24 protein-coding genes are annotated in these 23,817 nt (G+C 70.6%); 10 read left to right on the top strand and 14 right to left on the bottom strand.

Going from position 1 to position 23,817, the window contains the following annotated elements:
- Positions 1-372: 372 nt before the first annotated feature.
- Positions 373-1,746, top strand: coding sequence for an MFS transporter (locus tag HD596_RS42310; RefSeq protein ID WP_185075034.1), 1,374 nt, complete (start codon positions 373-375; stop codon positions 1,744-1,746).
- A gap of 119 nt (positions 1,747-1,865) precedes the next feature.
- Positions 1,866-2,582: a hypothetical protein gene (locus tag HD596_RS42305; RefSeq protein ID WP_185075033.1), complete on the top strand. Its 717-nt coding sequence runs from the start codon at positions 1,866-1,868 to the stop codon at positions 2,580-2,582.
- Positions 2,583-2,595: 13 nt separating this feature from the next.
- Here the strand turns inward: HD596_RS42305 and HD596_RS42300 are convergent, their stop codons facing one another.
- Both HD596_RS42300 and HD596_RS42295 read right to left on the bottom strand, forming a co-directional pair.
- Positions 2,596-3,489, bottom strand: a complete 894-nt coding sequence (locus HD596_RS42300) for an IS982 family transposase (RefSeq protein WP_185067915.1) — start codon at positions 3,487-3,489, stop codon at positions 2,596-2,598.
- A gap of 890 nt (positions 3,490-4,379) precedes the next feature.
- Positions 4,380-4,589 carry a hypothetical protein gene (locus HD596_RS42295; protein ID WP_185075032.1) on the bottom strand — a complete coding sequence of 70 codons (210 nt, stop codon included), beginning with the start codon at positions 4,587-4,589 and terminating at the stop codon, positions 4,380-4,382.
- A 329-nt stretch (positions 4,590-4,918) separates the two neighbouring features.
- Between HD596_RS42295 and HD596_RS42290 the strand changes: the two genes are divergently transcribed.
- From HD596_RS42290 to HD596_RS42280, 3 genes are all read left to right on the top strand, one after another.
- On the top strand, positions 4,919-5,491 hold the full coding sequence (locus tag HD596_RS42290) for an RNA polymerase sigma factor (RefSeq protein ID WP_185075031.1): 573 nt from the start codon (positions 4,919-4,921) through the stop codon (positions 5,489-5,491).
- Entirely contained in the window at positions 5,488-6,453 is a 966-nt protein-coding gene (locus HD596_RS42285; RefSeq protein WP_185075030.1) for a CU044_5270 family protein, read from the top strand. Before HD596_RS42290 ends, HD596_RS42285 begins: the two co-directional genes overlap by 4 nt.
- Before the next feature lie 117 nt (positions 6,454-6,570).
- A complete protein-coding gene (locus HD596_RS42280; RefSeq protein WP_185075029.1) occupies positions 6,571-9,723 on the top strand; it encodes a S8 family serine peptidase in 3,153 nt (1,050 codons plus the stop codon).
- 270 nt (positions 9,724-9,993) lie between these two features.
- Here HD596_RS42280 and HD596_RS42275 read toward each other — a convergent pair whose 3' ends face one another.
- Together HD596_RS42275 and HD596_RS42270 are read right to left on the bottom strand one after the other, a co-directional pair.
- Positions 9,994-10,458, bottom strand: coding sequence for a hypothetical protein (locus HD596_RS42275; RefSeq protein WP_185075028.1), 465 nt, complete (start codon positions 10,456-10,458; stop codon positions 9,994-9,996).
- A complete protein-coding gene (locus HD596_RS42270; RefSeq protein WP_185075027.1) occupies positions 10,436-10,678 on the bottom strand; it encodes an alpha/beta fold hydrolase in 243 nt (80 codons plus the stop codon). Before HD596_RS42270 ends, HD596_RS42275 begins: the two co-directional genes overlap by 23 nt.
- 91 nt (positions 10,679-10,769) lie before the next feature.
- Between HD596_RS42270 and HD596_RS42265 the strand changes: the two genes are divergently transcribed.
- The gene (locus tag HD596_RS42265; RefSeq protein WP_313046316.1) at positions 10,770-11,480 is read left to right on the top strand and encodes a serine hydrolase domain-containing protein; all 711 of its coding nucleotides are present in this window, start codon (positions 10,770-10,772) and stop codon (positions 11,478-11,480) included.
- 73 nt (positions 11,481-11,553) lie between these two features.
- Here HD596_RS42265 and HD596_RS42260 read toward each other — a convergent pair whose 3' ends face one another.
- Positions 11,554-12,009 (bottom strand): hypothetical protein, encoded by a 456-nt coding sequence (locus HD596_RS42260; RefSeq protein ID WP_185075026.1) that lies wholly within the window; start codon positions 12,007-12,009, stop codon positions 11,554-11,556.
- A 199-nt stretch (positions 12,010-12,208) separates the two neighbouring features.
- Here HD596_RS42260 and HD596_RS42255 point away from each other — a divergent pair, with 199 nt between their 5' ends.
- Both HD596_RS42255 and HD596_RS42250 read left to right on the top strand, forming a co-directional pair.
- On the top strand, positions 12,209-15,982 hold the full coding sequence (locus HD596_RS42255; RefSeq protein WP_185075025.1) for an nSTAND1 domain-containing NTPase: 3,774 nt from the start codon (positions 12,209-12,211) through the stop codon (positions 15,980-15,982).
- A 319-nt stretch (positions 15,983-16,301) separates the two neighbouring features.
- Positions 16,302-16,691 (top strand): hypothetical protein, encoded by a 390-nt coding sequence (locus HD596_RS42250; RefSeq protein ID WP_185075024.1) that lies wholly within the window; start codon positions 16,302-16,304, stop codon positions 16,689-16,691.
- Here the strand turns inward: HD596_RS42250 and HD596_RS42245 are convergent.
- Positions 16,663-17,046: a hypothetical protein gene (locus HD596_RS42245; protein WP_185075023.1), complete on the bottom strand. Its 384-nt coding sequence runs from the start codon at positions 17,044-17,046 to the stop codon at positions 16,663-16,665. The two genes, HD596_RS42250 and HD596_RS42245, sit on opposite strands and share 29 nt — an antisense overlap.
- A 226-nt stretch (positions 17,047-17,272) precedes the next feature.
- On the opposite strand from HD596_RS42245, the gene HD596_RS42240 reads away from it, so the two are divergent.
- Positions 17,273-17,593, top strand: a complete 321-nt coding sequence (locus tag HD596_RS42240; protein ID WP_185075022.1) for a hypothetical protein — start codon at positions 17,273-17,275, stop codon at positions 17,591-17,593.
- 367 nt (positions 17,594-17,960) lie between these two features.
- Positions 17,961-18,272: a hypothetical protein gene (locus HD596_RS42235; protein WP_185075021.1), complete on the top strand. Its 312-nt coding sequence runs from the start codon at positions 17,961-17,963 to the stop codon at positions 18,270-18,272.
- Here HD596_RS42235 and HD596_RS42230 read toward each other — a convergent pair.
- The 8 genes from HD596_RS42230 to HD596_RS42195 form a co-directional block, all read right to left on the bottom strand.
- Positions 18,239-18,796, bottom strand: coding sequence for a hypothetical protein (locus HD596_RS42230; RefSeq protein WP_185075020.1), 558 nt, complete (start codon positions 18,794-18,796; stop codon positions 18,239-18,241). The genes HD596_RS42235 and HD596_RS42230 overlap by 34 nt on opposite strands.
- Positions 18,797-18,837: 41 nt before the next feature.
- Positions 18,838-19,401 (bottom strand): hypothetical protein, encoded by a 564-nt coding sequence (locus HD596_RS42225; RefSeq protein WP_185075019.1) that lies wholly within the window; start codon positions 19,399-19,401, stop codon positions 18,838-18,840.
- 120 nt (positions 19,402-19,521) lie between these two features.
- On the bottom strand, positions 19,522-19,770 hold the full coding sequence (locus tag HD596_RS42220) for a hypothetical protein (protein ID WP_185075018.1): 249 nt from the start codon (positions 19,768-19,770) through the stop codon (positions 19,522-19,524).
- A gap of 158 nt (positions 19,771-19,928) precedes the next feature.
- Positions 19,929-20,066, bottom strand: a complete 138-nt coding sequence (locus HD596_RS42215) for a hypothetical protein (RefSeq protein WP_185075017.1) — start codon at positions 20,064-20,066, stop codon at positions 19,929-19,931.
- A 249-nt stretch (positions 20,067-20,315) separates the two neighbouring features.
- Positions 20,316-21,263 carry a tyrosine-type recombinase/integrase gene (locus HD596_RS42210; protein ID WP_185075016.1) on the bottom strand — a complete coding sequence of 316 codons (948 nt, stop codon included), beginning with the start codon at positions 21,261-21,263 and terminating at the stop codon, positions 20,316-20,318.
- 68 nt (positions 21,264-21,331) lie between these two features.
- Positions 21,332-21,916, bottom strand: a complete 585-nt coding sequence (locus HD596_RS42205; RefSeq protein WP_185075015.1) for a DUF1697 domain-containing protein — start codon at positions 21,914-21,916, stop codon at positions 21,332-21,334.
- Positions 21,917-21,989: 73 nt separating this feature from the next.
- Positions 21,990-23,054, bottom strand: coding sequence for an epoxide hydrolase family protein (locus HD596_RS42200; RefSeq protein WP_313047641.1), 1,065 nt, complete (start codon positions 23,052-23,054; stop codon positions 21,990-21,992).
- A complete protein-coding gene (locus tag HD596_RS42195; RefSeq protein WP_185075013.1) occupies positions 23,054-23,752 on the bottom strand; it encodes an alpha/beta fold hydrolase in 699 nt (232 codons plus the stop codon). Before HD596_RS42195 ends, HD596_RS42200 begins: the two co-directional genes overlap by 1 nt.
- Positions 23,753-23,817: the final 65 nt, after the last annotated feature.

The following is a 23,817-nucleotide window of genomic DNA, read 5'->3' as shown; positions in this document are numbered from 1 at the left end:
GTCGGCCGATGGGGCGGCGATACGTCGGCCGCCACAGATCCCGGCGGGATCGACCGGTTCGACTCCCTTACCCAGGTGGTGGTACGAGGGAGGCTCGCATTGCGGTCCCGCCGCCGGAGCGGTCAAGGGGTTGACCATCGAGTCGCCGCCCCGCGTCACCGACGCGGTCGACTCCGTCCTGGATGCACTCGGCAAGGCGACAAGGCTCGCGCCCTGCTCGGCGTCGCACTGCAGGCCAAGCAGGCTTGCCGAGCTCGAATTCATAGCTTGACATATACCCCACCCTGGTATACAAAACTCCCGACGCCATACCCCTAAGGGGTATCTGTTCAGTACTTGATGGTGACTGCGGTTACCCGGGAGGAGACGGGCATGGGATTGTTCGCGATTCGCGACTACCGGCGGCTGTTCAGCGCTCAAGTCATCGCGTTGTTCGGTACCGGTCTGGCCACCGTCGCGCTGGGGCTGCTCGCGTACGAGCTCGCAGGTCCGCGTGCCGGTGCGGTTCTCGCCACCGCGCTGACGATCAAAATGGTCGCGTACGTGGTCGTCGCACCGCTCGCGGCCGCGTACGTCGATCGGCTGCCCAGACGCTGGTTTCTCACGATCCTCGACGTGGTGCGCGCTCTGGTGGTGATCGCGCTGCCGTTCGTCACCGAGGTGTGGCACATCTACGTCCTGATCGGGGCTCTCCAGACAGCGTCAGCGGCATTCACCCCGACGTTTCAGGCGGTCATCCCCGACATCGTGACCAAGGAGGCCGACTACACCCGCGCCCTGTCCGCATCGCAGGTGGCCTACACCATGGAGAGCCTGTTGAGCCCCGTGCTCGCGGCTGTGGCGCTCACCTTCATGTCGTTCAACCTGCTGTTCATCGGCACCTCCGTCGGGTTCGCCGTGTCCGCGCTGCTGGTCCTGTCCACGCGCATCCCCAACGCGCGCCCCAGTTCGCGTACGAGCGCCTGGGACCGGGCCGTGGCCGGGATCCGCACTTTCGCGGCCACCCCAAGTCTGCGCGGTGTCATGGCACTGAACCTCGTGGTCGCCGCCGTCGGCTCCATCGTGGTCGTCAACACCGTGAACTACGTCCGCGACGTTCTCGGCGGAGCCCAATCCGACGTCGCCTGGGTGCTCGCCGCGTCCGGAACGGGGACGCTGCTGGTGGCCCTCGTCCTCCCGCGCGTCCTGGACCGGGTGGCGGACCGGTTCGTGATGCTGATCGGTGCCGCCGTGCTGGTATCGGCGGTCGGCGCGGCGGTCACGATGTCCGCGGCGAGCGTCGCCGCATCACTGCCGACCGTGGTGATCTGGGTGGCGATCGGCGGTGGGATGGCGCTGATCGTCACGCCGACCGGGCGGGTGCTTCGCCGGGCGGTCGATCCCGCCGGAATTCCCGAGGTCTTCGCCGCCCAGTTCTCGCTGTCTCACCTGGCCTGGCTGGTCACCTATCCCATCGCCGGCTGGGTCGCCACGCAGGCAGGCTTCACGATCACCTGGACGGTGCTGGCGGGCCTGGCGGTAATCGCAGCTGTCACGGCACTGGCGGTCTGGCCGCGCGACGAGAAGGCCGAGGCCGGAGGGCGTACGGCAGTGGAAGTCCAGCCACGCGTCAAGAAGACGGAGGCCGAAGGCCGCGCCGCAGCGGCGGTCGCTTCCGCCAAAACCGAAGTCACCACGCGGGAAGCCGCAGAGGCTGCGGAGGGCACACTCGCGGCAGGCCAGTGCGCCTGCGTTCGCACCGTCTGAGTTCGCCGACCAACACCGCGTAGACAACGACGCACGTGCGTAGCCATTACCGGAACGGGAGCTTCGTCCGCCCCCATGAGTGTCGGATCAGCGGGTCCGCTGTGGCAGCAGCGGCCCGGGTGCTGGCCGAGGTTGATGTGGAGCGGGGCACACGGCTCCTCGAAGGCTTCGCCGCCGATCCCACGCTTGGCCCCTCCGAGCGCGTGTACGCCGCCCGGGGGCTCACTGAGGTGCGGGCCCAGGTGGACGGGCACCGGCTCCGGAGCGTGGCCACCCGATACACCACCGTCCCCGGCCGGTACAGGGCCATGGTGGCGGCACAGGAACTGGTCGAGGTAGACGTGGTGCGGGGCACACGGCTGCTCACTCCCGCTACCGACCCCAGCCTCGCCACCCCCGACCTCCTGCATGCGGCCTGGGAACTCGTCAAAGTGGACGCGGAGCGGGGCACACGCCTCCTCGAAACCCTCGCCACCGACCCCGCCTTCACCACCGGCAAGCGCCTGGGCGTGGCCCGAGAACTCGTCAAAGTGGACGCGGAGCGGGGCACACGGCTCCTCGAAACCCTCGCCACCGACCCCACCTTCAACACCTTCGGGCGCCTACAGGCAGCCCGGTCGCTGGCCCAGGCGGACAGGACCAGGAATCTCGGCGCGCAACTGCTGCAAAGCTTCGCCACCGATCGCACCCTCAACACCGCCGACCGAGTGTGGGCGGCCCGGGAACTTGTCAACGTGGACGCGGAGCAGGGCACAGGGCTCCTCGAAACCCTCGCTACCGACTCCCTCCTCATCGCCTTCGACCGAGTGTGGGCCGCGTGGGGCCTAGACGAGTAAGTCCTAAGTCGGGTCAGTGGTCGTAGGCGATCAGGGATCGGGTGATGGGCTGGCCGGTGGCTCGGTTGTGCCAGATGGCGGCGGTCAGGGCCAGGATGCGCTGGGCGATGCGGGCGCCGACCCCGGTGACGGTGCGTCCGCCGTGCAGTTCCAGGTCGAGCTGGCCCTTGAGCGTGTCGTTGACGGACTCAATCAGCTGGCGGATCGGCTTGAGCAGCTCTTCGCCGGGGCGAGGGGTGCGGTTGCGGTAGGACGGGCGCAGCAGCCGCACGCCGCGCTCGGCCAGGAAGGTGTCCAGTTCGGCGGAGATGTAGCCCTTGTCAGCGACGATGAGCAGGCCGGGCCGGTCGGCGAGCAGGTGCGGGTCGTGCTCGCAGATGGCCATCAACACCTGGCGTTCGTCGATGTTGGGGGTGGCCAGGGCCCAGGTGATGGGTAGTCCGGCGGGGGTGCAGATGAGGTGCAGGCGCAGGCCCCAGAAGTAGCGGGAGTGGGAGCGGCAGTAGCCGTAGCCGGCCCAGCCGGCCAGGTTCGAGCGTTGGGTGGTGGGGCGGGAGCGGCCGCATTCGATCGGAGTGGAGTCGGCCACCCACACCGCATCGCTCCACAGGTCGGTGTCGGATGCCAGCGCCCGGATGGCCCGTTTGAGCAGCGGCAGGGCCTTGTGCAGGCGTTTGTTGTAGCCGGACTGGCCGGGCAGGTAGGGGAAGGCGCCGGGCAGGTGCTTGGGGACGTAGCGCAGCCAGCGCGCCTCGGAGTGGATGCCGAGCAGGACCTGGGCGACGGCCAGGGTGAGCAGTTCGGCGTCGGTGAGTTTCGGCTTGCGTCCCAGTCGTGGCTGATGTCCGAGCCAGTCGTCGATGCTGACGTACAGTGCGGTGAGAAGGGTGTTGAGGTCTGTTGTCACAAACCGATCGTCAACACCCTTCGTTATGTACGCACTCCGTACCGCAGCTACTTAGGACTTACTCGTCTAGCTGAAGTGGACGCGGAGCGCGGCACACGGCTCCTCGAAACCCTCGCCACCGACCCCGCCCTCATCGCCTCCCACCGGGTGCTGGCTGCGCGGGGCCTAGCTGATGTGGACACGAAGCGGGGCACACGGCTACTTGAGAGCTTCGCCAGCGACCCTACCGTCGACGCATGTGGACGCGTACAGGCAGCCCGGGCGCTGACCGAACTCCGCAGGAGGATGCCGGATGGGTAGGCGAAGGTGTCTGCTAGGGGGATCCCTCAACGGACACCCACGATCTTGAAAGGTGATCGGCAAGGACGACCGTGATACCAGGCGGGCCCCTCACCCATCGGCTGGCGATCTCGCCGAGCCACCCGGCCTGCGGAGGGCGGCCCGAGCCGGTGTCGTATCGGGCTGATCGAGGGCCGGTCTCGAACGGGCATGGCCAGGCCTAGAGGTCTCGCATCCCGGTCTCTTCCAGGGCGGCGCGCAGGTCCAGCAAGTTGGCCTCCTGTCGAGGGGATTCGGGCGTCATGGTCGTGGGCGGCGCCCGTCCGTCAGCTACCGCCATTTGGGCCAGCGTTGCCGTGGAGCTCAGCCAGGACGCTTTCGGTCCGCTGGAAGCGCACCCAGCCCTGCACGCCTGGCTCCAGCGTGCTGCGAGGCATCCACTCCACCTCGCAGTGCAGGCATTCGGGAACCGTAATCTGCTGTTCGCCCTCCTGCGTCGTCACGGTCGTGGGCCGTGGCGTGAGGCGCTGCTGACATTCGGGGCAAACCCTTCGGCCACGCTCGGTTCGGCCCGCGACCAGCGGTCAGGCCCGGGCCCAGAGCCCAGCAGGCTAGGGGTCGGCCGCTGACGCGTCGGCCGGTCGGCGTCGGGGCCGGAAGGTGAACCGCCATACCGCGTGGTCGTCCTTCCGGCCGCCGAGCTGCGCGATGGTGGCGGGGGCGGCTTCGGTGGTGCGCACGGCGGAGGTGGTTTGTCTGCCCGTCTCGGCGGGGCCGGGAGCGGGCTGCCGGGTGAGCCGGTAGGTGGCGAGCAACTCCACCGCGTCCTTGCCAGCCCCCGCAGAACCGGACGCTCCTGAGGAACCTCCGCACTCCCAGCAGTAGTTCCCGGGCCGCTGCGGCCCGCACCCTGATCGTCTCCGCCGGCCTTGCCGGGCTCCGCACCGGTCGGGTCTTCAGCCGCCCGGGTCCGGTGGAGACTTTCGTGAAGGTCGTCAAAGACCGGCGCCCAGAACCGCCGGCCCGGAGACCTGAGCCACGGTGCGCGTCGGACCGTACGGCACCATGCGGGAAAGCGTTCGGGCGGTTGAGAGAAGTTCAGGTGAGTGTCGCCGATCCCGAGAGGTGCCCATATGACGGAGACCCACACGTGACCCCTGGACCAGGCGCGGTCGAGGACGTCATAGATGCCCAGCTTGCCGCCCAGGCCGGTCGTGATCCCGCCGTTTTCTCGGCCGTCTACGACCGGCACTTCCGAGACATCTACCGGTACATCGCCGGACGGCTGGACGTACAGGCCGCCGACGACCTGGCCGCCGAAACCTTCCTCATCGCCCTCCGCAAAAGAGAGAAGTTCGACCCCAAGCGTGGCGGCCTGCGGCCCTGGTTGTTCGGGATCGCCACCAACCTCGTGGCGCGGCACCGCAGCAAGGAGGCCCGCCACTACCGAGCCCTGGCTCGCGTGGGGGCGGAACCGGATGCCGACAGCCACGAGAGCCGGGTGGTCAGCGCGGTCAGCGCCCAACGACTGCAGCCTCAGCTGGCGAAGGCGCTGATGAAGCTGACCCGAGGCGAGCGGGACGTGGTGCTGCTGATGGCGCTCGGCCAGCTCAGCCACGAGGAGATCGCACAGAGCCTCGGGATCTCGTACGGCACTGTCGGCTCCCGGCTCAGCCGTGCTCGAAAGAAGCTCCGCACCGAACTGAAGGACATCGAACCATGAACGAACTGGAGATGATCAGCAAGATGCTGCACAAGCCCGATCCCTCCGACACCGTCGTACGCGAGGGGCGGCGCCGACTCCAAGACGCCCAGGCACAGCCGAGGCGCAGAAGCTTCGTTTGGCTGGCCGGAGGTATGGGCCTCACGACGGCCGCGGCGGCCGCAGCAGTGGCGGTGGTGGTCACCACCAGCGGAACGCCTGTGGCGGTGACCACCGGATCGCCGAACAAAACGCCTCACAGCGCGTCGGCGGTGCCGGCGCAGCTGTCCAGCACTCAGATCCTGCTCGCGGCCGCCTCCACCGCGCAGAACAGGTCCGGCTCAGGGACCTACTGGCATGTCAAGGCCGACCACAGCGTGCGCGCCGGGAAGAAGACACTTCCCACGAAGTCCACCGAAAGCTGGATCAGGCGCGACGGCCAGGCATGGGTGCCCTCCGACGAGGGCGACACCGTCTACAAGGCCAAGGGCTCCAAGACGTTCTCCCTGGCCGACAGCCACGTCAGCTTCTCCCAGATTGAGCAGCTGCCGACCGATCCGGAGGCGCTGAAAGCGTGGATCGCCGACAAGGTCGACAACGGCGACGGCGATGCGGATCCCGCCGCACGCGAGTGGTTCGTGGCCAATTCCCTGGTCAACCTGCTGGGCGACTTGCCGGCTCCGCCGGAGGTTCGCGCTGCGGCCTTCCGGGCGCTGGCCACGATTCCCATCGTGAAGAGCATCGGCACCATGAAGGACGGCCTGGGCCGCGCCGGCGACGGCCTGGAGATCTCCGACCTCGGCGTGGACCTGAAGGTCATCATCGACCCCGAAACCTCGCTCGTCCTCGGCTCCAGCTACCGCAGCGGCAAGGACGGCGAGATCTACAAGGAGGGAACGACCACGGTCCGAGTTTCCGAGTGGACCAACACGCTGCCTCCCGTGGTCCCCGAACCAGAGCGAACCGGCCCCGCCCGCGGCTGAAACACCCACAGCCGAGGGACCCGCCCGGCTGTTCTCGTAGTGATATTTCCCTGATGATCGGAGAACTGAGTGCAAAGAACGACAAGGTGGGCTGGTGTCGCCGCGCTCGCTGCGGCCGTGACCGTCCAGCCGGCCGCCCTGCCGCAGGCGGTCGCGCAGGCCGGTGACCAGGCGATGACTGGCATGCGGACGGTCACGCTGGTCACCGGCGACAAGGTGACCGTGACCGGTCCCACGAGCGCGATCGTCGAGCCGGGTGAGGGCAGGGAGAAGGTCACCTTTCTCACCGACGAAGCGCGGGGGCGGCTGCGTGTCTTACCCGGCGACGCCGCGCCGCTGGTCGCCGCCGGGCGGTTGGACCCCCGGCTGTTCGACGTGACCGGGCTGCTGGAGCTCGGCTACGACGACAGCAAGGAGCTCCCGCTACTCGTGACCGGCACCTCCGGCCCTGCCTCGGCCGTCCGTGCGATGAGCGGGTTCAGGTCGCTGAACGCGGTGCGCGGCTTCGCCGTACGGCAGCGCAGGAGCGAGGCCGCGCGGACGTGGCAGGCGCTCGCGGGCGGCACGGGCAAGATCTGGCTCGACGGACGCCGGCGCGTCTCGCTCGACGTGAGCGTCAAGCAGGTCGGCGCGCCGCAGGCGTGGGAGCGCGGGTACACCGGCGCCGGCGTCAAGGTGGCGGTGCTCGACACCGGGATCGACGCGACCCATCCCGACCTCGCCGGAAAGGTCGCGGCACGGGCCGACTTCACCGAGGCCCAGGACGAACGCGACGTGATCGGGCACGGCACGCACGTGGCCTCCACCATCGCGGGCAGCGGCGCCGCCTCGGACGGCAGGTACCGTGGCGTCGCGCCCGGCGTGATGCTGCTGGACGGCAAGGTGTGCGAGTCGACCTGGTGCTCGGACTCGGCTGTCCTGGCCGGCATGCAGTGGGCGGCCGAGCAGGGCGCAAGAGTCGTCAACCTGAGCCTCGGCTCCCCGGACACCCCCGGCACCGACCCGCTGGAGGAGGCCGTCCAGACGCTCAGCGACCGCTACGGCACCCTGTTCGTGACGGCGGCCGGCAACTACGGCGCCGATCGTACGCTCATCTCGCCCGGCACCGCCGACGCCGCACTGCAGGTCGGCGCCGTCAGCAAGTCCGGCGAGCAGGCCGAGTTCGCCAGCCGCGGGCCGCGCGCCGGCGACGACGGCCTCAAGCCGGACATCACCGCCCCCGGCGTCGACATCACCGCGGCGCGCGGCAAGGACAGCCCCGGCGACGGCTCCTACGTCGTCATGTCCGGCACCTCCATGGCCACGCCGCACGTCACCGGCGTCGCCGCGCTGCTGGCCGGCGCGCATCCCGGCTGGAAGGGCGACCTGCTCAAGGCGGCCCTCATGGGCACCGCCCGGCCACTGCCGGGGATCGGGGTCTTCGCGCAGGGCGCGGGGCTCGTCGACGCCGACCGCGGCACCCGCCAGGCCGTCACCGCCGAACCGCCCGGCCTCGGCTTCGGAAAGCAGGCGTGGCCGCACGACGACGACCAGCCAGTCAGCAAAACGATCGTCTACCGCAACCAGCAGCAGCAGCCGGTGACCCTCCGTCTGGAGGCGCGTGGTGACAAGTCCTTCAGCGTCACACCCGCCACGCTGACCGTCCCTGCGGGCGGGCAGGCCGAGGCCGTCGTCACCGCCGACACCCGCGCCGGAGGGCCCGACGGCCTCCTCGGCGGGCACGTCGTCGCGACCGGCGACGGCGACCTGACCCTCAGCACGCCGGTCGGGGTCGACAAGGAGGAGGAGAGCTACGACCTCACCCTCAGGTTCACCGGCAGGAACGGCCGGCCGGCCACCGAGGCCTACACGACGCTGTTCCGCCTGGACGCCGACCAGACGCCGATCGACGTGGAGAACCCCGAGGGACCGGTCACCCTGCGGTTGCCCAAGGGCCGATGGCTGATCAGGACCACCATCCGCGACGGCCAGAGCCGGACGCTTCTGGTCCACCCGGGCCTCGACCTGAACCGATCGCAGACCGTGGACGCCGACGCGCGGCTGGGCAAGCCGATCACGCTGACGCTTCCCCGCGCGGACGCCGTCCCGGTGCAAGCCGAGATCGTCTACCAGTACCAGAAAGCGGACGGGACATCGCGTCACTGGGGCTGGCTCGGCGACTCCTACGAGGCGACGTACACCGCCCAGCTCGGCCCTGCCCGCACCTATGCCGGCGTACGCACCAAGGTCGCTGAGCGATGGGCCGCCGCCCAAGCCGACAGCCCGTACGCCTACCATCTGGCCTGGTTCCACTCTGGAGGCATGGTCAACGGATTCGAACGGCGCGTGGCCCAGCACGACCTGGCCGCCATCCACACCGACTACGCCCGCCACCTGCCCGAGGCGGAAGCCCGCGCATACAGCCGCGCCTGGCCGCGCGACGGCGCCGTCTTCGGCTTCCTGGCTCCCACCACGTTCGGCACGCCGTTCAAGCAGGTCGAGTACGTCAACACCGACGACGGCATCCGCTGGCAACGCTACCTGTTCGAGTACGGCTCCGACGGTCGACTCAACCGGTTCGACTCGCCCTTCAAGGGCTACCAGTCCGGGCGGGCGTACACGGAGGCCTGGAACCGCGGCGTCTTCTCGCCCGCGTTGCCCTGGGCGGGCGCGGAGAAAGCCGACGGCGTCAGCCGCACCGGCGACCTCATCTCGACCGATCTGCTCATGTACGGCGACGGCAGGGGGTCGCTCGGCTACTCCACCCGGGCCACGCAACGGACCGCCCTCTACCGTGACGGCACCCTCGTGGGCGAGCAGCCGGAGATCAGGACGAGCTTCACCGTGCCCGCGCGGGAGGCCGCCTACCGCCTCGTCGTCGAAACCGAGCGCGGAGCACCCGCGACGCTGTCCACGCGCGTGTCCGGCGTGTGGACCTTCCGGTCCGGACACGTCGCGGGCGACACGCCCGCGCGACTGCCCGTGTCGGTCGTGCGCTTCAGCCCCGCCCTCGACGCCGAGAACACCGCCCCGTCCGGGCGGCGCTTCACCGTACCGGTGACCATTCAGCCGCTGGAGGGAAGCGCCGCCCGTCCCGTCAGACGGCTGTCGGTGGAGGTCTCCTACGACGACGGCGCCACCTGGGCCAGGGCCGAGGTCCACGGGGCGGCGGCCGTCCTGCGCCACCCGGCCGGCGACGGGTTCGTGTCCCTGCGTGCCCAGGCGGTGGACGCGGCGGGCAACACGGCGAAACAGACGATCATCCGCGCCTACCGGATCCGACCGTCGTGACCCGGTAACCATCGCCCGTTGGAGCGGCAAGCGCCCAGGACGCCGGCCAAGCGGAATGCGGGCAAGGGGGCGACACGGCACGATGCGGGCCTGGTCCGGACGGATGCGCCGGCTGAGGATGTCGAGGAACTCCCGCTCCTCGGAAGGAACTCTCGTCATGCTCGAAGACGTCCGTCACCGCCTCGCCGCCAGCACTCTCGGCGTTCTCGCCACCGCCGCTGACCGGGCCTGTCCCTACCCCTGATCGAGCCCCCGGCTGGGGGGCTCAGATCATCCGCGGGCGAACGTGGCGGTGCGGATGCCGCGCCGCAGAAGGGCGGGAAGGCAGAGGATCGTGCCGAGCGCCCCGATCCACACCGTGACCTCCAGTCCGGCGAGCGCGGTGGCGGCGGAGGCGAGCAGGGCCCCGAGCGCGACCGCGCCCCACAGCTGGAACCGCTGCACGGCGGAGACCCGTCCGAGGAGTTCGGCAGGGGCCTGCGTCTGGCGCAGGGTCATCGAGGTGGGGCTGAACGCGCCCTCGTTCACGCAGTGCACGATGCTGCCGACGACCAGGCCGATCGCCCCCAGCCCGGTGTACGTGCCCAGCACCGTCACCGCGAGCAGCGCCAGCGTCATGAACTGGTCCCCGAACAGCGACAACGACTGCCCGGCCCACAGCAGCCCGAGTCCCGGCGTGCCCGGGTACGCCCGGACTCTTCCACCAAGGACGTCATGCCTGTAGCCAGAAGTCACGCAGCAGCGAGTGGACGGTCTCCGCCTCCTCGACATGGCCGAACGAGCCGCTGCGCTCCAGCATGTGGAGACGGGCCTGAGGCGCGAAGCGCTGGAAGTCACGCTGCAGCGCCGGGTGCAACGCCCGGTCGTGGCGGCCGGCCAGCACCATCAGGGGACCGCCGATCCCCTTGAGCCGGGGACGGAAGTCCGGGATCCTGGCCACCTCACCCCCGATCACGAAATCCGGGGGGCAGCCTCGGCTCTGGCCGAGCAGGCGCGTTCATTGCAACCACCTTGGCGCTCTGTCTCGATCATGCCCCGGACGGAGAGTGTGGGCACCTGCCGAGCACGACGCCGACGCGATAGGGCCGGCCGGCCAGCTGTGGTCCACGCCGCACGACCTGGCGCGGTGGGCGGCGTTCGTCGGCGGCGACAGCGGCGACGTGCTGAGCCCCGACACCGTCGCCGAGATGCGCGAGCCGGCCGGCGTGGACGACGGGGACGCCTGGACCGGCGGCTTCGGACTCGGCCTGCAGCTGTCCCGCGTCTCGGGTCGGCGCCTGGCCGGCCACGCCGGGTCGATGCCGGGGTTCCTGGCCACCGTGTGGGCCGATCCCGCCGACGGGGTGGGGGTGCTGTTCATGGCCAACACCACCACCGGGGTGAACGGCACGCTGCTGACCGACCTGCTGGACATCCTGCAGCATTACGAGCCGCGCCTGCCGGACGAATGGCAGCCGGTCGCCGCCGATCCCGATCTGCCGGCGCTGACCGGGCTGTGGCACTGGGGGCCCAAGCCGTACACGCTGCGGCTGCTGCCCGAGCGCGCCCTGTCGCTGGAGCCGGTCGGCGGCAGCGGGCGGGCCTCCCGGTTCGTGCCCCAGCCCGACGGCACCTGGCTGGGGCTGGACAGCTACTACGCCGGGGAGACGCTCCGGGTGGCGCCCGGCCATCTGGACCTCGACACGTTCATCTTCAGCCGCACCCCCTACGACCCGGCCGCGCCGGTGCCGGGCGGGGTCACCGACTGGCACGCCTGACCGCAGCCCCTTTTCACCGGAGGGGCCCCGGCGCGGCGCAAGGGGGGTCGCCGCGCCGGGGGTCATGGGATCACTAGTCGCAGGCGCGGTCGTCGGTGTAGATGATGACCGACTGCCAGGTGTTGGTGATCTGCGAGTCGTGAACGGCGTGCGCCTGGCCGGGGCTGAGGCAGCGCGAGTCGCCGGTGCCGTTCGGCCCGGTGAACAGCTTGACGTCGAAGCGGGTGTTGTTCTTCGCGCCGGTGACGTTGTAGAGCTTGCGGTCGGCGAAGTTGTTGAGCTGCGGGCTGGAGAAGGGGTCCCGGTAGAGGTAGTCACTGCCGCGACGGTCGAGCCATCCCGATATCAGGCGCTCCCAGACGCACAGGTGGTCCGTCGGGCAGGCCTTCCTGGCCTGGGCGCTGATCGCGCCGGTGACCGCGGAGACGCTGTGGGCGGGTGGAGCCGCCTGCGGTCCGGCGAACGCGGCCACGACGGCGGCGACGACGGCCCAGCGGCCACTCCAGGCGCGCACAGTGAGCTTGTTCATCAGTGACCCTCTCTCTGGGTGACGAAGTGATGACGGCATGTGTTTGCCGCCGGTTCGATGGTGGATCGGACCCAAGCCTGACCGGAACGGGTTTTCCGTGGCCGTGTCGATCGCGGCCCCGGACAACGCCCCGCGACCTGCGTACTCTTCGCATAAGATCAGGCACCTAGAGTCACACCCGGGATGGGCGGAGGCCTCGATGCAGCAGCCGGAGGACGAGGACACCCCTGCGTTCGGGGCAGAACTCCGCCGAAGGCGCATCGAAGCGGGTAAATCGCTCAAAGGCCTCGCAGACGAGGTGTACTGCACGAAGGGGCACCTCAGCCGGGTGGAGAACGGGCAGAAACGGCCAGGAGCGGAGCTCGCCCGGGAGTGCGACCGGGTGCTGGGCGCCAAAGGCGCCCTGCTGGCGCTGGCCCGGCCGGCGCCGCCGCCGTGCCCGTACCCGGGTCTGGCGTCCTTCGGCACCGAGGACGCCCGCTGGTTCAGTGGCCGGGACCGGGCCACGGCCGAACTGGTCTGCCTGCTGGCCGATCCCAGCACGGCCGGGCATCCGGTGATGCTGATCGGGCCGTCGGGCGTGGGCAAGTCGTCGCTGTTGCGGGCCGGGGTGACGCCCGCCGTGACGGGCGGAGCGCTGCCCGGGCGGGTGCCCGGCCCCGCGGCGGTGCGTTACCTGACGCCCACTGCGCGCCCGATGGCGCAACTGCATGTCCCGACGGACTCGTGCACCCTGCTGATCGTGGATCAGTTCGAGGAACTGTTCACCCTGTGCGACGACGAAGCCGAACGGGACGTCTTCGCCGACGAACTGTGCCGGCTGGCCCAGGCGGGCCCCGCCGTCGTGGCCGCCATACGCGCGGACTTCTACGGGCACTGCCTGGCCCACCCCGGGCTACGCGAGGCGCTGCGGACCCGCTCACTGCCGCTGGGCCCGATGGACCGCGCCGAACTCCGGCTGGCGATCACCGAGCCGGCCGCCGCGGCCGGGCTGGCCCTGGAGCCGGGGTTAGTGGAGGTCCTGCTGCGGGACCTCGGCGAGCACGCGTGCGAAGTCGGCGCCCTGCCGCTGCTGTCGCACACCCTGCGGGCCACCTGGCAGCACCGCGCCGACGGCATGCTCACCGTCGCGGGATACGAACGCACCGGCGGCGTGCACGGCGCCGTCGCCACCACCGCCGAGCGCGCCTACGCCCGGCTCACCCCGCAGGAACAGAAGATCGCCCCTACGGTGCTGCTGGGCCTGGTCCGCGTCGGCGAGGGCACCAGCGACACCCGCCGCCGCGCCGAGCGGCGCGCACTGGCCGCCAGCGCCGGCGGCCAGGCCGTGGTCAAGGCCGTGGTCGAGGAGTTCACCCGCGCCCGGCTGCTGACCGCCGACGCCGAACACGTCGAGATCAGCCACGAGGCGCTGCTGCACGCCTGGCCCCGGCTGCGGGAATGGATCGACGCCGACCGGGTCGGACTCCTGGTACGCCAGCGGCTCACCGACGACGCCACGGCCTGGCAGGCCGCAGGCCGCGACGACAGCCACCTCTACCGCGGCAGCCGGCTCGCGGCGGCCGAGGAGTGGCACGGTTGCGCCGATGACCAGACGGTGGAGGGCGCGTTCCTGGCGGCCGCCCATCGCCGCCGGCAACGCGACACCCGCCGCCGGCGCCGCCTGACGGCAGCGCTGGCCGCACTCGCGGTCACGGCCGTGGCGGCAGCGATCTTCGCCGTGGACCAGGCGGGCCGGGCGACCCGGCAGGCCGCGCAGGCGGTCTCGGCCCGGCTCGGCGCCGAGGCCGACGCCGTACGCCCGAACGACCCCGCGCTCGCGGCCCACCTGGCCCTGGCCGCGTTGCAGGCCGCCGACACCCCGCAAGCCCGCAACGCGGTGATCGGCTCGTCCGCCCCGCCGTACGCCACCCGCTACGTCAGCGGCGGCCCGGCCGATGCGACGGCATGGGCCGGCAGCCCCGACGGGCGGATCCTCGCGGAGGCCACCCCGGCCGGCGACGTGCGCGTATGGGATACCGCGGCCACGCGGCACGACCGCCCGCTCCTGGTGCACGCGGGGACGGCCGCCATCGCCCGGCTCGCCGTGCACCCAGGACATGTGCTGGCCGCCACCGACTCGGGCCGGGTCCGGCTGTGGGACCTGCGTGGCAACGGCCCGCCGGTACGCCTGCCGGATCTGAGCAGTGACCAGGGACCCCTGACGGCCATGGAATTCAGCGCGGACGGCAGCCGCCTGGCCACCGGAGACGACCACGGCCGGCTGGCCCTGTGGGACACCACCGACCCGCGCCACCCCGAACCGCTGCACCGCTGGCAGGCGACCCAGGACCACATCCTCGACCTGGCCCTCAGCCGCGACGGCCGCGCCCTGGCCACCGTGGAGGGCGACCACCAGGCCACCGTGTGGGACACCACCGACCCCCGCCACCCGCAGTCCCACCCCCTGCCGAGGCAGGAACACCGGCAAAACTTCAAAACGGTCGCGCTCAGCCCCGACGGCCGCACGCTGGCCCTGGCCGACGCCGCCGTCTCCGCCCACCCGATCCTGCTCGCCCGCCTGGCGCCAGACGGCACCCCCAGCAGGCCGCGAGAGCTGTCCGCATCCCCCAGCACGGTCGCCGACCTGGCCTTCAGCCCTGACGGGACCGCGCTCGCCGCAGGCGACATCGACGCACAGGTCCGGATATGGAACGTCAAGGACGTCCGGCACGACAAGGAGCGAGAGACGTCCTGGAGCCTGACACTTCGCCAGCCGGGCGAGGTGCTCGGGCTCGCATTCGGGCCGGACGGCACCTCGCTGGCCGTCGGAACCCGCACCGACGGCAGCCGACGCTGGCAGCCGCTGCCCCCACTGGCCGGGCACGTACGCCCCCTGACCACGCTGAAAGCCAGCCAGGACCGGCGGCTGGCGATCACCACCAGCGCCGACGGCACCGCCCGCCTGTGGGACGTCCCCGCCGCCGGCGCGCCCCGCCCGCTCGGCACCACCCTCACCTGCCAGGACCTGCCCCTGACCGGCGCCGCGTTCAGCCCGGACAGGCACACGCTCGCCCTGACCACGGCCGCCCCTGACACCTCCGACCCACACAAGCCGACGACCTGGGCCGCCATGTGCCTGTGGGACATCTCCCACCCCGAAGCCCCCCGACCTCTGGGCCACGGCCACGCCCACACCGAGAACCACATCAACGACGCCGCGTTCAGCCCCGACGGGCGGACCCTGGTCACCGGAGGCAACGGCAACCACGCCCTCGTCGTCTGGGACGTCTCCGACCCCGGCCACCCGCGCCCGCACACCCGCAGCCCGCTGTCGACCGTCACCTCGCTCACCTTCCTCGGCAGGACCGCCACGCTCGCCGTGGGCACCGACAAAGCGGGCGCGCAGCTGTGGGACGTCCAAGACCCGCACCACCCTCGCCTCATCCGGCCTCTGCCGGGCGCCCTGAGCGTGGCGAGCCTGTCCGCCACCGACGACGGGCGCCTGCTCGCGGCCGGCTCCGACAATCAGCGCATCCACCTGTGGGACCTCACCCGCCCCCTGGCCCCCGTGGCGCTGCCGGCCCTGAGCGGCCACAAGGGCACAGTGTGGCAGGTCGACCTCGACGCGCGCGGCCAACGCCTGCTGAGCACCAACGGGATCTCCCCCGGCCCTGCCCGCATATGGGACCTGCGCGAGCGCGACAGGATCGGCCAGGCGGTCAGCGTCGAAGGAACGACCGGCGTGGGCGTCCTCACCGGCGACGCCGAAGAGTTCCTCCTCACCACCTCCGACCACGCCCTGCGGCGCTGGAGCACCGACGCCTCCGCCGTCGCGGGACTGCTGTGCCGGCGGGCCGGCAGCCCTCTGACGGCAGAGGAACGCCAGCTGTACGGCATCGGGGAGATCAGCGCGCCGTGCCCTGAAGATCCCCGTCAAGGGGCGCTCGCCCCCGGCCTCGCCGCCGCCGGAGGCGCCTCCATCCCCGGCTGAGGACGTTCCCCGCCCGCTCGGGCCACGCTGGGCCGACGGCGACGGGCCGCAGCCGCCGCAGAGGGCGAGTCCCGCAGCCGACGCCCGTCTGTCGCACAGGGCAGAGTCCCGCAGCCGACGCCCGTCCGTACCCCAAGGCAACCACGGCTGTGTAGGATCCGCGTTCTGGTGTCACTTGGCGAGTCTGTGAGCTAGTAGGTTCGGCGCGGTTCCGTTGGGCGGCTGGTAGATCCGCAGACGTGACGACGGGCCCGACCCCGCGTGGTTTCGGGCCCGTCGCGCAACGGAACACAGTTCAACGTCATCACGATTACCTGGCATGGCCACAGAAGCGTTCTACTCCACTGCCTCGCAGGTGTTGCCGACCATCTTGATCGCCCTGTCAGTAGAGATTGGCTTCATGCGGCAGAAAAAATCAGCGGACGCGGCGACGTACTACGACATAAGTCAACGCCAAGTCCAGTCACGTGTGGACCCTCGCTCGGCAGGCGAGTGGTCGCGCCAGCTGAGCCAGTCAGTCCGTAGGTTGCACCTGGCATTCGAGTGGCTCTGCGTGACATTCGTGGTTGGCGAGCTGACGGCGGTCCTGTCTGTAGCGTTTGGCTGGTTCAACGCCTGGACCCTTGGACTGGTCGTGGCATGTGCGGTGGTTATGATCGTTGCGGCTGCGGTGGTCCCTCTCATGAGTCAGAATTCGCTCGACCTATGACTGCTGATCGAGCAGGTGTAGGGCGGCGTTGAAAATGGGCACGATCGTCCTCGGACTCCTTCAGCGCCTCTCGCAGGCGGGCGTTACTCGCCTTGAGCCGGTCGCGCTCCGCGCGCAAGGTTCTGAGCTCGGCTTTGGCCAGCTCCAGGTCGGCCGCCAGCGACGCGGCCGAGGCAGCAGCGCCCGCCTCTGCGGCCATCTCGTCGAGGGTCCTGAGTACGCGGCCTCGCTTGATCTCGCCGTCGCGTGCTCTGGCTTCGCGCAGCACCTGGGCCGGAGTCCGTTTGCCCATGGCCCCGTCCGTCGGCCCGGCGTGGACCTCGTCCGAAGAGACGATCTCGGCGTCTCTGGGCACGGGTTCCTCCATTCCATTGCAGCGATCTTGCCGACGCCGTTGTGGCTGCCCCGACGTCGGGGGCCGCGGCATGAAAGCGAGTCTGAGGTGCTCCGGGCTGGTGCCGAGTGCGCTGGCGGCGGCTGACGGTGAGAGACCACTCCTGATCAGCTTGGCTGCGTGTTCGGTGTCGGGCAGGGGCATGCCTCGGCCGGGGAGATCGAGGGTGTGCCGAGGTGGATGGCCCTTGAATTCGCGGCCCCACCTGGAAGAGGCCCAGGCCGTGCTCGGGCCACTGGCCGACCAGGTCGCCGCCGCGGCGGCCGGGCTGCGCGCGGATGTGGACCGGGCCGTGGCGGACACGCTCGAGGAGATCCGGGCCGCGCGCGCCGACGCCGATCGCGCGCGCCGCGACAAGAGCGAGGCCGACGCCCGCGCCGAGCTGGCCGAGCGCCGCGCCCGGGCCGCCGGTGAGGCTCAGGAGGCCGCCGAGCGGGAGCAGCGGCGCGTCCGGCAGGAGGCCGACCGCCGGGTCGAGGCCGCCAAGGAGGACGCGCGCGACGCCTGAGCCCAGGTCGCCGAGCACGAACGCGCCCGCGGCGCGGCCGAGCAGGCCCGCGACGACGCCCCGCGCGAGCGGGAGCAGGCCCAGGCCGAGCAGCAGAGGACGGCTGCCGCGCTGGAGGAGGCGCGCGGCGAGCTCGACCGGCTGCGCGCCGCGGCAGACGAGCACGCCCGCCAGGTCGAGGCTCTGCGGGCCGAGATCGCCGACGCCAGCGCCGCCCGCGAGCGCGCCGAGCGCGACAGCCGCCAGGCCCAGGCCCGCGCCGAGACCGCCGAAAGGCGCACCGAGACCGCCCGGCAGGAGACGACCGAGGCACGCCTGACGCTGGCCGCCACCCAGGGCCAGGCCGCCGCCGCCCGGCTGCAGGAGCGTGACCAAAGAGGAGCTTCGCCAGTCCTGCGCCGAGCGCGACCTCCAGCGCGAGCGCGCCGTGGCCGCCGAACAGCAGGCCCACGCCGCCCAGGCCGAACGCGAGCGCGAGGCCGAACAGGTCCGGGAACTACGTGACCGGTTGGCCGCCGCGCAGGCGGCAGCCGGGCTGGTGCTGCCCGAACTGGCCGACCTCAGCGGCGACCTCGGCGACGACGTCCACCGGGTGAGGTTGCCCGAGGCCGGCCCTGCAGGAAGGCTCGGTCCCGCGGCGCGAGGTCAAGCGTCGATGGAGACCCTGGCGTACTGGTAGGTCGTGTCGCCGTTCTCGTCGCCGGCGTGCCAGCGCCCGGTCATGATCTCGTTGGGCCACGCCCTGGAGGAGTGGTCGTTCTCCTTCATCTGCCCGCTCCACCTCCGGTCGACGAGCTTGACGACCTTGCCCTGCCAGAACAGCGCGGCCGGGTAGTACTCCGTCCAGCCGTGCTCGTCCCCGTCGTGCCTACGGCCCCTGAGGCCGTAATTCTCCGGGGTGGTGTAGAACGAGGGTTCCTGCAGGTGGGCGCCGAAGATGTCGATGCGGACCACCGACACCTGCACATCGTTGATGAAGATGCGGCTGCACCAGTACGTGGTGTAGCCGTTCTCGTCCCCGTAGTGCGCACGGCCGGTCAGCACCTCGTTGGCCGGACAGATGAAATCGCTGTCCGATTCCCGCACGGTCGCGGTGGACGTGGTCCTGACCTCGATCGTTACGGCGGCCGCAGCCGGAGCGGCGGGGACGAGGGTCAGTGCGGCGGCCGCCACCATGGCGGCGGCCAGAGCCTTTTTCTGCATGTTCCGTCCTTGGGTTCTGGTTCCGTCCGGATGGGGCGCCGCTACCCGCTGAAGGTGACCGTGGCGTACTCGTAGCCGGTCGGGCCGTTCTCGTCGCCGGAGTGCCAGCGGCCCGTCATGACCTCCAGTGCCGCTGCCTTCGTGGAGTGGTTGCTCTCATGCGGATAGGTGACCCAGTGCCGGTCGACGAGCTTGACGACCTTGCCCTGCCAGAACAGCGCGCCCGTGTAGTACGAGGTGTAGCCGTTCTCGTCCCCGTCGTGGCTGCGTCCGGTGAGGGCCTGGTGGGCCTGGGTGACGAAGAACGATTCGTTCTCCGGTTCGGTGTTGCCGAGGAAGCTGAGCCTCAGCGTCGTCACCTGTTCGTTGTCGATGTAGATGCGGCCGCACCAGTAGGTGGTGTCGGCGTTCTCGTCCCCGACGTGCTCCCGGCCGATCAGCACCTCGTTCTTCGGGCAGGGGAACTCGTGGTCCGACTCCTGCACGGTCGCGCTGTGCCCGGGACGGATCTCGATCACCGGGGTGGCCGCGGCCGTGGCGGGGGTCACGGTCAGGGCGGCCAGGGCGATTCCGGCCATCGCCGCGGGCACAACCTTCTTGTTCATGGTCAGGTCCTCCAGTCGGGGGTTCACGGTGTTGCGGCATGCTTGATCACGGCGAGCCGGCCGCGTACGGTCCGGTCGCATGAGAACGGCCGGGCCCCTGCGAGGGCCCGGCCGATCTGGTCAGAAGTACCGGCCGCAGGGCACCTGGCCCCACTCGTACGTCCAGCACAGCTCCACGGTGAACGGGCGACCGTCCTCGTAATGGACCTGGTACAGACCCGCGTCCCCGGCATCGTCCCCGTACGACCACCACGGCGGCGCCGCCTGAGCGGGCGTGGCGGCCGTGGCGCCGATCACGGCGGCAGCGACAGCGCCGAACAGCACGGCGACGATCCGCCTGCCGTTGGTCCCCCTGAAGAGTCCTGACACCGATGACTCCAATCTCGTTTCCCTACCAACCTTCGGCACAAGTGCACAGCCGCGGGCTTGGAGGTCAGTTGGATCTCACTGAGATCAACACGAGTCGCGCCGGCGCCATCGGCGCGGGCACGTTGTCGCGGCCGCGGTTGCCAGCGGTGGCCAGGTGGTCACGACAGGCGGTGATCTCGCGCGGGGTGACGGCCGAGAGCCTCGGCATGCCCGAGGCCGCGCGTGATCCAGGCGCCGAAGCGCTCCAGATGCCGGGAGATCTTGGCGGTGACCTCGGCTGAGCGGACTCCGCGCATGGCGAGATCGAGGTATCGCTTCGTCCAGACTGGGAGGCTGTGAGATCAGCGCGGTTGAGCGGGGGGCGTGCAGCTCCACGTTTCGACGTACCGTCACGCGTCGTGGCGACTTCGCTCCTCCCCCACGACCCGGTCGACGTCGCGGCCGACGCCCACCACCGGACGGGCGTACGGTCGGGTCCAGCCGAGATAGGGGTAAAACCGGCCATGAGTCGATCTTTACGCCAGTTTCCCCAGGCAGATGTACGGCTAGTGGTCAACTGTGATCAGCTTGAGGGCCTCTTCCTTGTCCTTGTCGGACGGCAAGCTGTAGCGGCGGGTGGTCTCCAGGCGGGCGTGGCCAAGGATCTCGGCGACCAGAACCAGGTCAGTCTTACCGCGGACCAGCGTGGTGGCGAGCGTGTGACGCAGGACGTGCGCGGTGGTGGGATCGTCCAGCCCTGCTGTCTGGGCGATCTCGGCGATGATGCCGCCAGCGGCCCGGGCGGTCAGCCGTCCGCCCTTGGCGTTGAGGAACAGGGCCCGGTTGTCGCCAGCGCGGGGCCAGTTGGGGCGTTCATCCAGCCAGAGCTGCAGCTCACTGCGGAGCTTGGGGTGGATGTCGACCTCGCGAAACTTGCCGCCTTTGCCGTACAGGCGCAGCCTGCCCTTGCGGGCCGACATCTGGACGTCGCCGATGTCGAGCCGGACGACCTCACTGATGCGCGCGCCGGCGTAGTACGGGATCAGCGCGATGCACCGGCCCCGGGGCGACAGATGCGCCTCCACGGCGCGCAGCCAGCGGATGCGGGCGCCCTCGGCCAGCGCGCGCGGTGCGCTCTTGGGCAGGTCTTCGCGGGCGACGTCGGCCTTGCCCAGACCCCGGCGGACGTGGAAGTCGTCCAGCGCGGTGAGGATGGAGTTGACGTAGACGCGGCTGCGCCTGGCCGGGCCGTCGCGCAGCAGCCACATGCGGTAGTCGCGCACCGCCCAGTCCCGTGCCTGCCGATCGGCGAGGGGATCGGTGGAATAGGTGGCGGCGTGATCGGCCAGCCAGGACAGGTACATGCGCACGCGGGAGCGGTAGGTGCGCCGGGTCTCATCCGACAGCGGCGCGCGTTCCAGCGCCGCAGCGTACTCGCCGAGCACCGTGTCGTAGGCGGGCGGCAGCCGGGTGGGGCGGGCGCCCGGACGGCGCTTCGTAATCTCGGAAGTCATACCTGGGAGTCAACTCCGAGATTGTGTCAATCTCGGAAGTTGGGCTGTGGTGATGTGCAGCCGGGCGATCACTGTCGCTCGCCGTAACTGTGGGCCGGGTCCGTCACCGGCTCAGTGAAACGCTTGACCAGGCGCTTGACCGTCCTTGCGGTGCGGGTGGTGGCGGGGACTTTAAGCCTCGCCTCTACCTCGGCGGTGGGACTGCCGACCCGGGTTGCGATCCTTTTGATGACGCTCAACGCCACGCCGCCGCCGATCTCGATGATGCGGACATCGCCTCGGTCATTCGTCCAGGGCAGCGGGGCACCGAACTCCTGAACGCTGTCGAAGAAGGTGAAGGTCTCACGATAGATGTGTTCGTCGCCGCTGCCAGCGAAGGGGTCGCGCTCAAGGATCGCCGCGAGCTGGTCGAGTGGACGCACGAACACGGCGTCGCCGTAGCCGCTGACCGTCAGCAACCGCGGCGCCGCCCGGTTCACCACCTCGCGGGGCGAGGTGTCGCCGACCTCGATCAGGACCGTCCCGTTCGTCTGGAACGACCGTGCCGACGACGCCCCCGCGGCACGCAGCGCGTCTTCGAGCATCGCCCGGGTGGGGCTGTTCGGGTGGCCCAGGTTCATGTTCCGGTAGAAGACGACGAACGCGGTCGGCATGCGCTTGTTCCCCTTTGTGTTCCCCATCGGGTGAAGACCACCGGTGCCGCGGCCGGTGCGCTTGCGGGCGACGTCATCGGCGGAGGGTGAAGAACGTGCGAAGGTCGTCGGCGAGGAGCTGGGGTTCCTCTTGCGCGGCATGGTGTCCGCCTTTGTCGTAGGTGTTCCAGTGCACGATGGCGCTGTGGTCGCGTTCGGCGAGCGGGCGGATGGAGGGGAAGAAGTCGTCGGCAAAGCAGGCAAGGCCCAGCGGGACCGATGACGGCCCGGCAGGCGGCCGGTTGCCGTGATAGCCGATCAGGGCCGAGCTGCCGGCGGTGTCGGTCAGCCAGTAGATGGCGGCGTTGGTGAGGATGTAGTCGTCGCTCACCACTTCGCCGAACAGCTGCAGGTTCCAGGCCAGCTGGCCGGCCGGGGAGTCGGCAAGCGCGTGCGCGAGGGTTTGCGGCTGGGTGGCTTGGAGGTTGAGGTAGGCGCTCCGGTCGGCCATGAAGCGTTCCAGGGCGGCCAGTTTCGCCCGGTCGTCGCTTCCCAGCAGGGCGCGCTCCGCCGGATCGCCGGAGGGCAGGGAGAAGATCTGGGTGACGTGCACCCCGACGACGCGGTGCGGATCCAGGCGTCCGAGCTCGATGGAAATCAGGGAGCCGATGTCGTTGCCGTGTGCGCCGTAACGTTCGTACCCGAGCCGGCGCATCAGCTCCGCCCACGCCGCGGCGACGCGGCGGCGGTTCCAGCCCGGCTCACGCGGTACGCCGGAGAACCCGAAGCCGGGCACTGAGGGGATGACGAGGTGGAAGGCGTCGCTCAGGCGGTCGATCAGCGGAAGGAACTCGACGACCGACATGGGCCAGCCGTGGGTGAGGATGAGCGGCAGGGCGTCCGGCCGGGGCGAGCGGATGTGCAGGAAGTGCACGTCCAGCCCATCGATCTCGGTCAGGAACTGCGGGTGGACGTTGATCCGCCGCTCCCAGGCGCGCCAGTCGTAGCCGTCGCGCCAGTACTCGACCAGGTGCTGGACGCGGGCGGCGGGCACGCCGAGCCCGTGGCCGGGCAGCGGGCGGGTGAAGCGGGTCGCGGCCAGCCGGGCGGCCAGGTCGTCCAGGCTCTCCTGCGCAATCTTCACCCGGTACGGCCGCATCATGACCGGGCCGCCTCGTCCAGCACCCGGGCCAGCGACTCCGGTTCGGTGATCATCGGCCAGTGTCCGGAGTCCAGCGTGATCACCTTCATGCCCGGCATGCGCGGCGGGCCGCCCGGGTCGGCCGCGCAGGCGATGTAGGTGCGGGGCAGCCGCTGCGCCGCGCTGAGGTCTGTCGGCGCCGGGTCCTGGTAGGTGCCGATGGGCTGGCCGGCGCCGCGTGCCCGCAGCCAGGCCCGGTCCTCGGGGGTGAGCCCGTGCTCGCCGAAGTTGGCGTCGATGATCTCGTCGTTCATCACCGGGATACGCCCGTCCCGGACAGTCTGCATGATCGCTTCGACGACGGGCGCGGGAGTGATGTCGAACAGGCTCTGGCCCGGCTCGGGCAGCAGCGCGGCGAGGTAGATCAGCCGGGCGATCCGTCCGGGAATCGTGGTGGCGGCGATCGTGGCCGGGGCTCCGCCGTAGGAGTGCGCCACCAGCACCACCTCGCGCAGCCCGGCGTACTCGATCGCGGCCGTGATGTCGCGGGCATGCGTGGTGAGCGTCGTGTCCGGCGAGCCCAGATGCGCGCGGTCGCCGAAACCGGTGAGCGTCAGCGGATGCACCTGGTGGCCGTACGCGGTCAGCAGCGGCGTGACGCGCTCCCAGGCCCATGCGCCGAGGAACGAACCGCCGACAAGAACGATGGTCGACATCGCGTCGACTCCTTTCGATCTCTCTTACCGGCGTAAGGCTAGGGAGGATTGTGGACGCTTTCTGC

Origin of the sequence: Nonomuraea jabiensis, assembly GCF_014204795.1 — a bacterium.
GTDB classification, from domain to species: domain Bacteria; phylum Actinomycetota; class Actinomycetes; order Streptosporangiales; family Streptosporangiaceae; genus Nonomuraea; species Nonomuraea jabiensis.
This window is presented reverse-complemented; position numbering and strand designations above follow the sequence as displayed.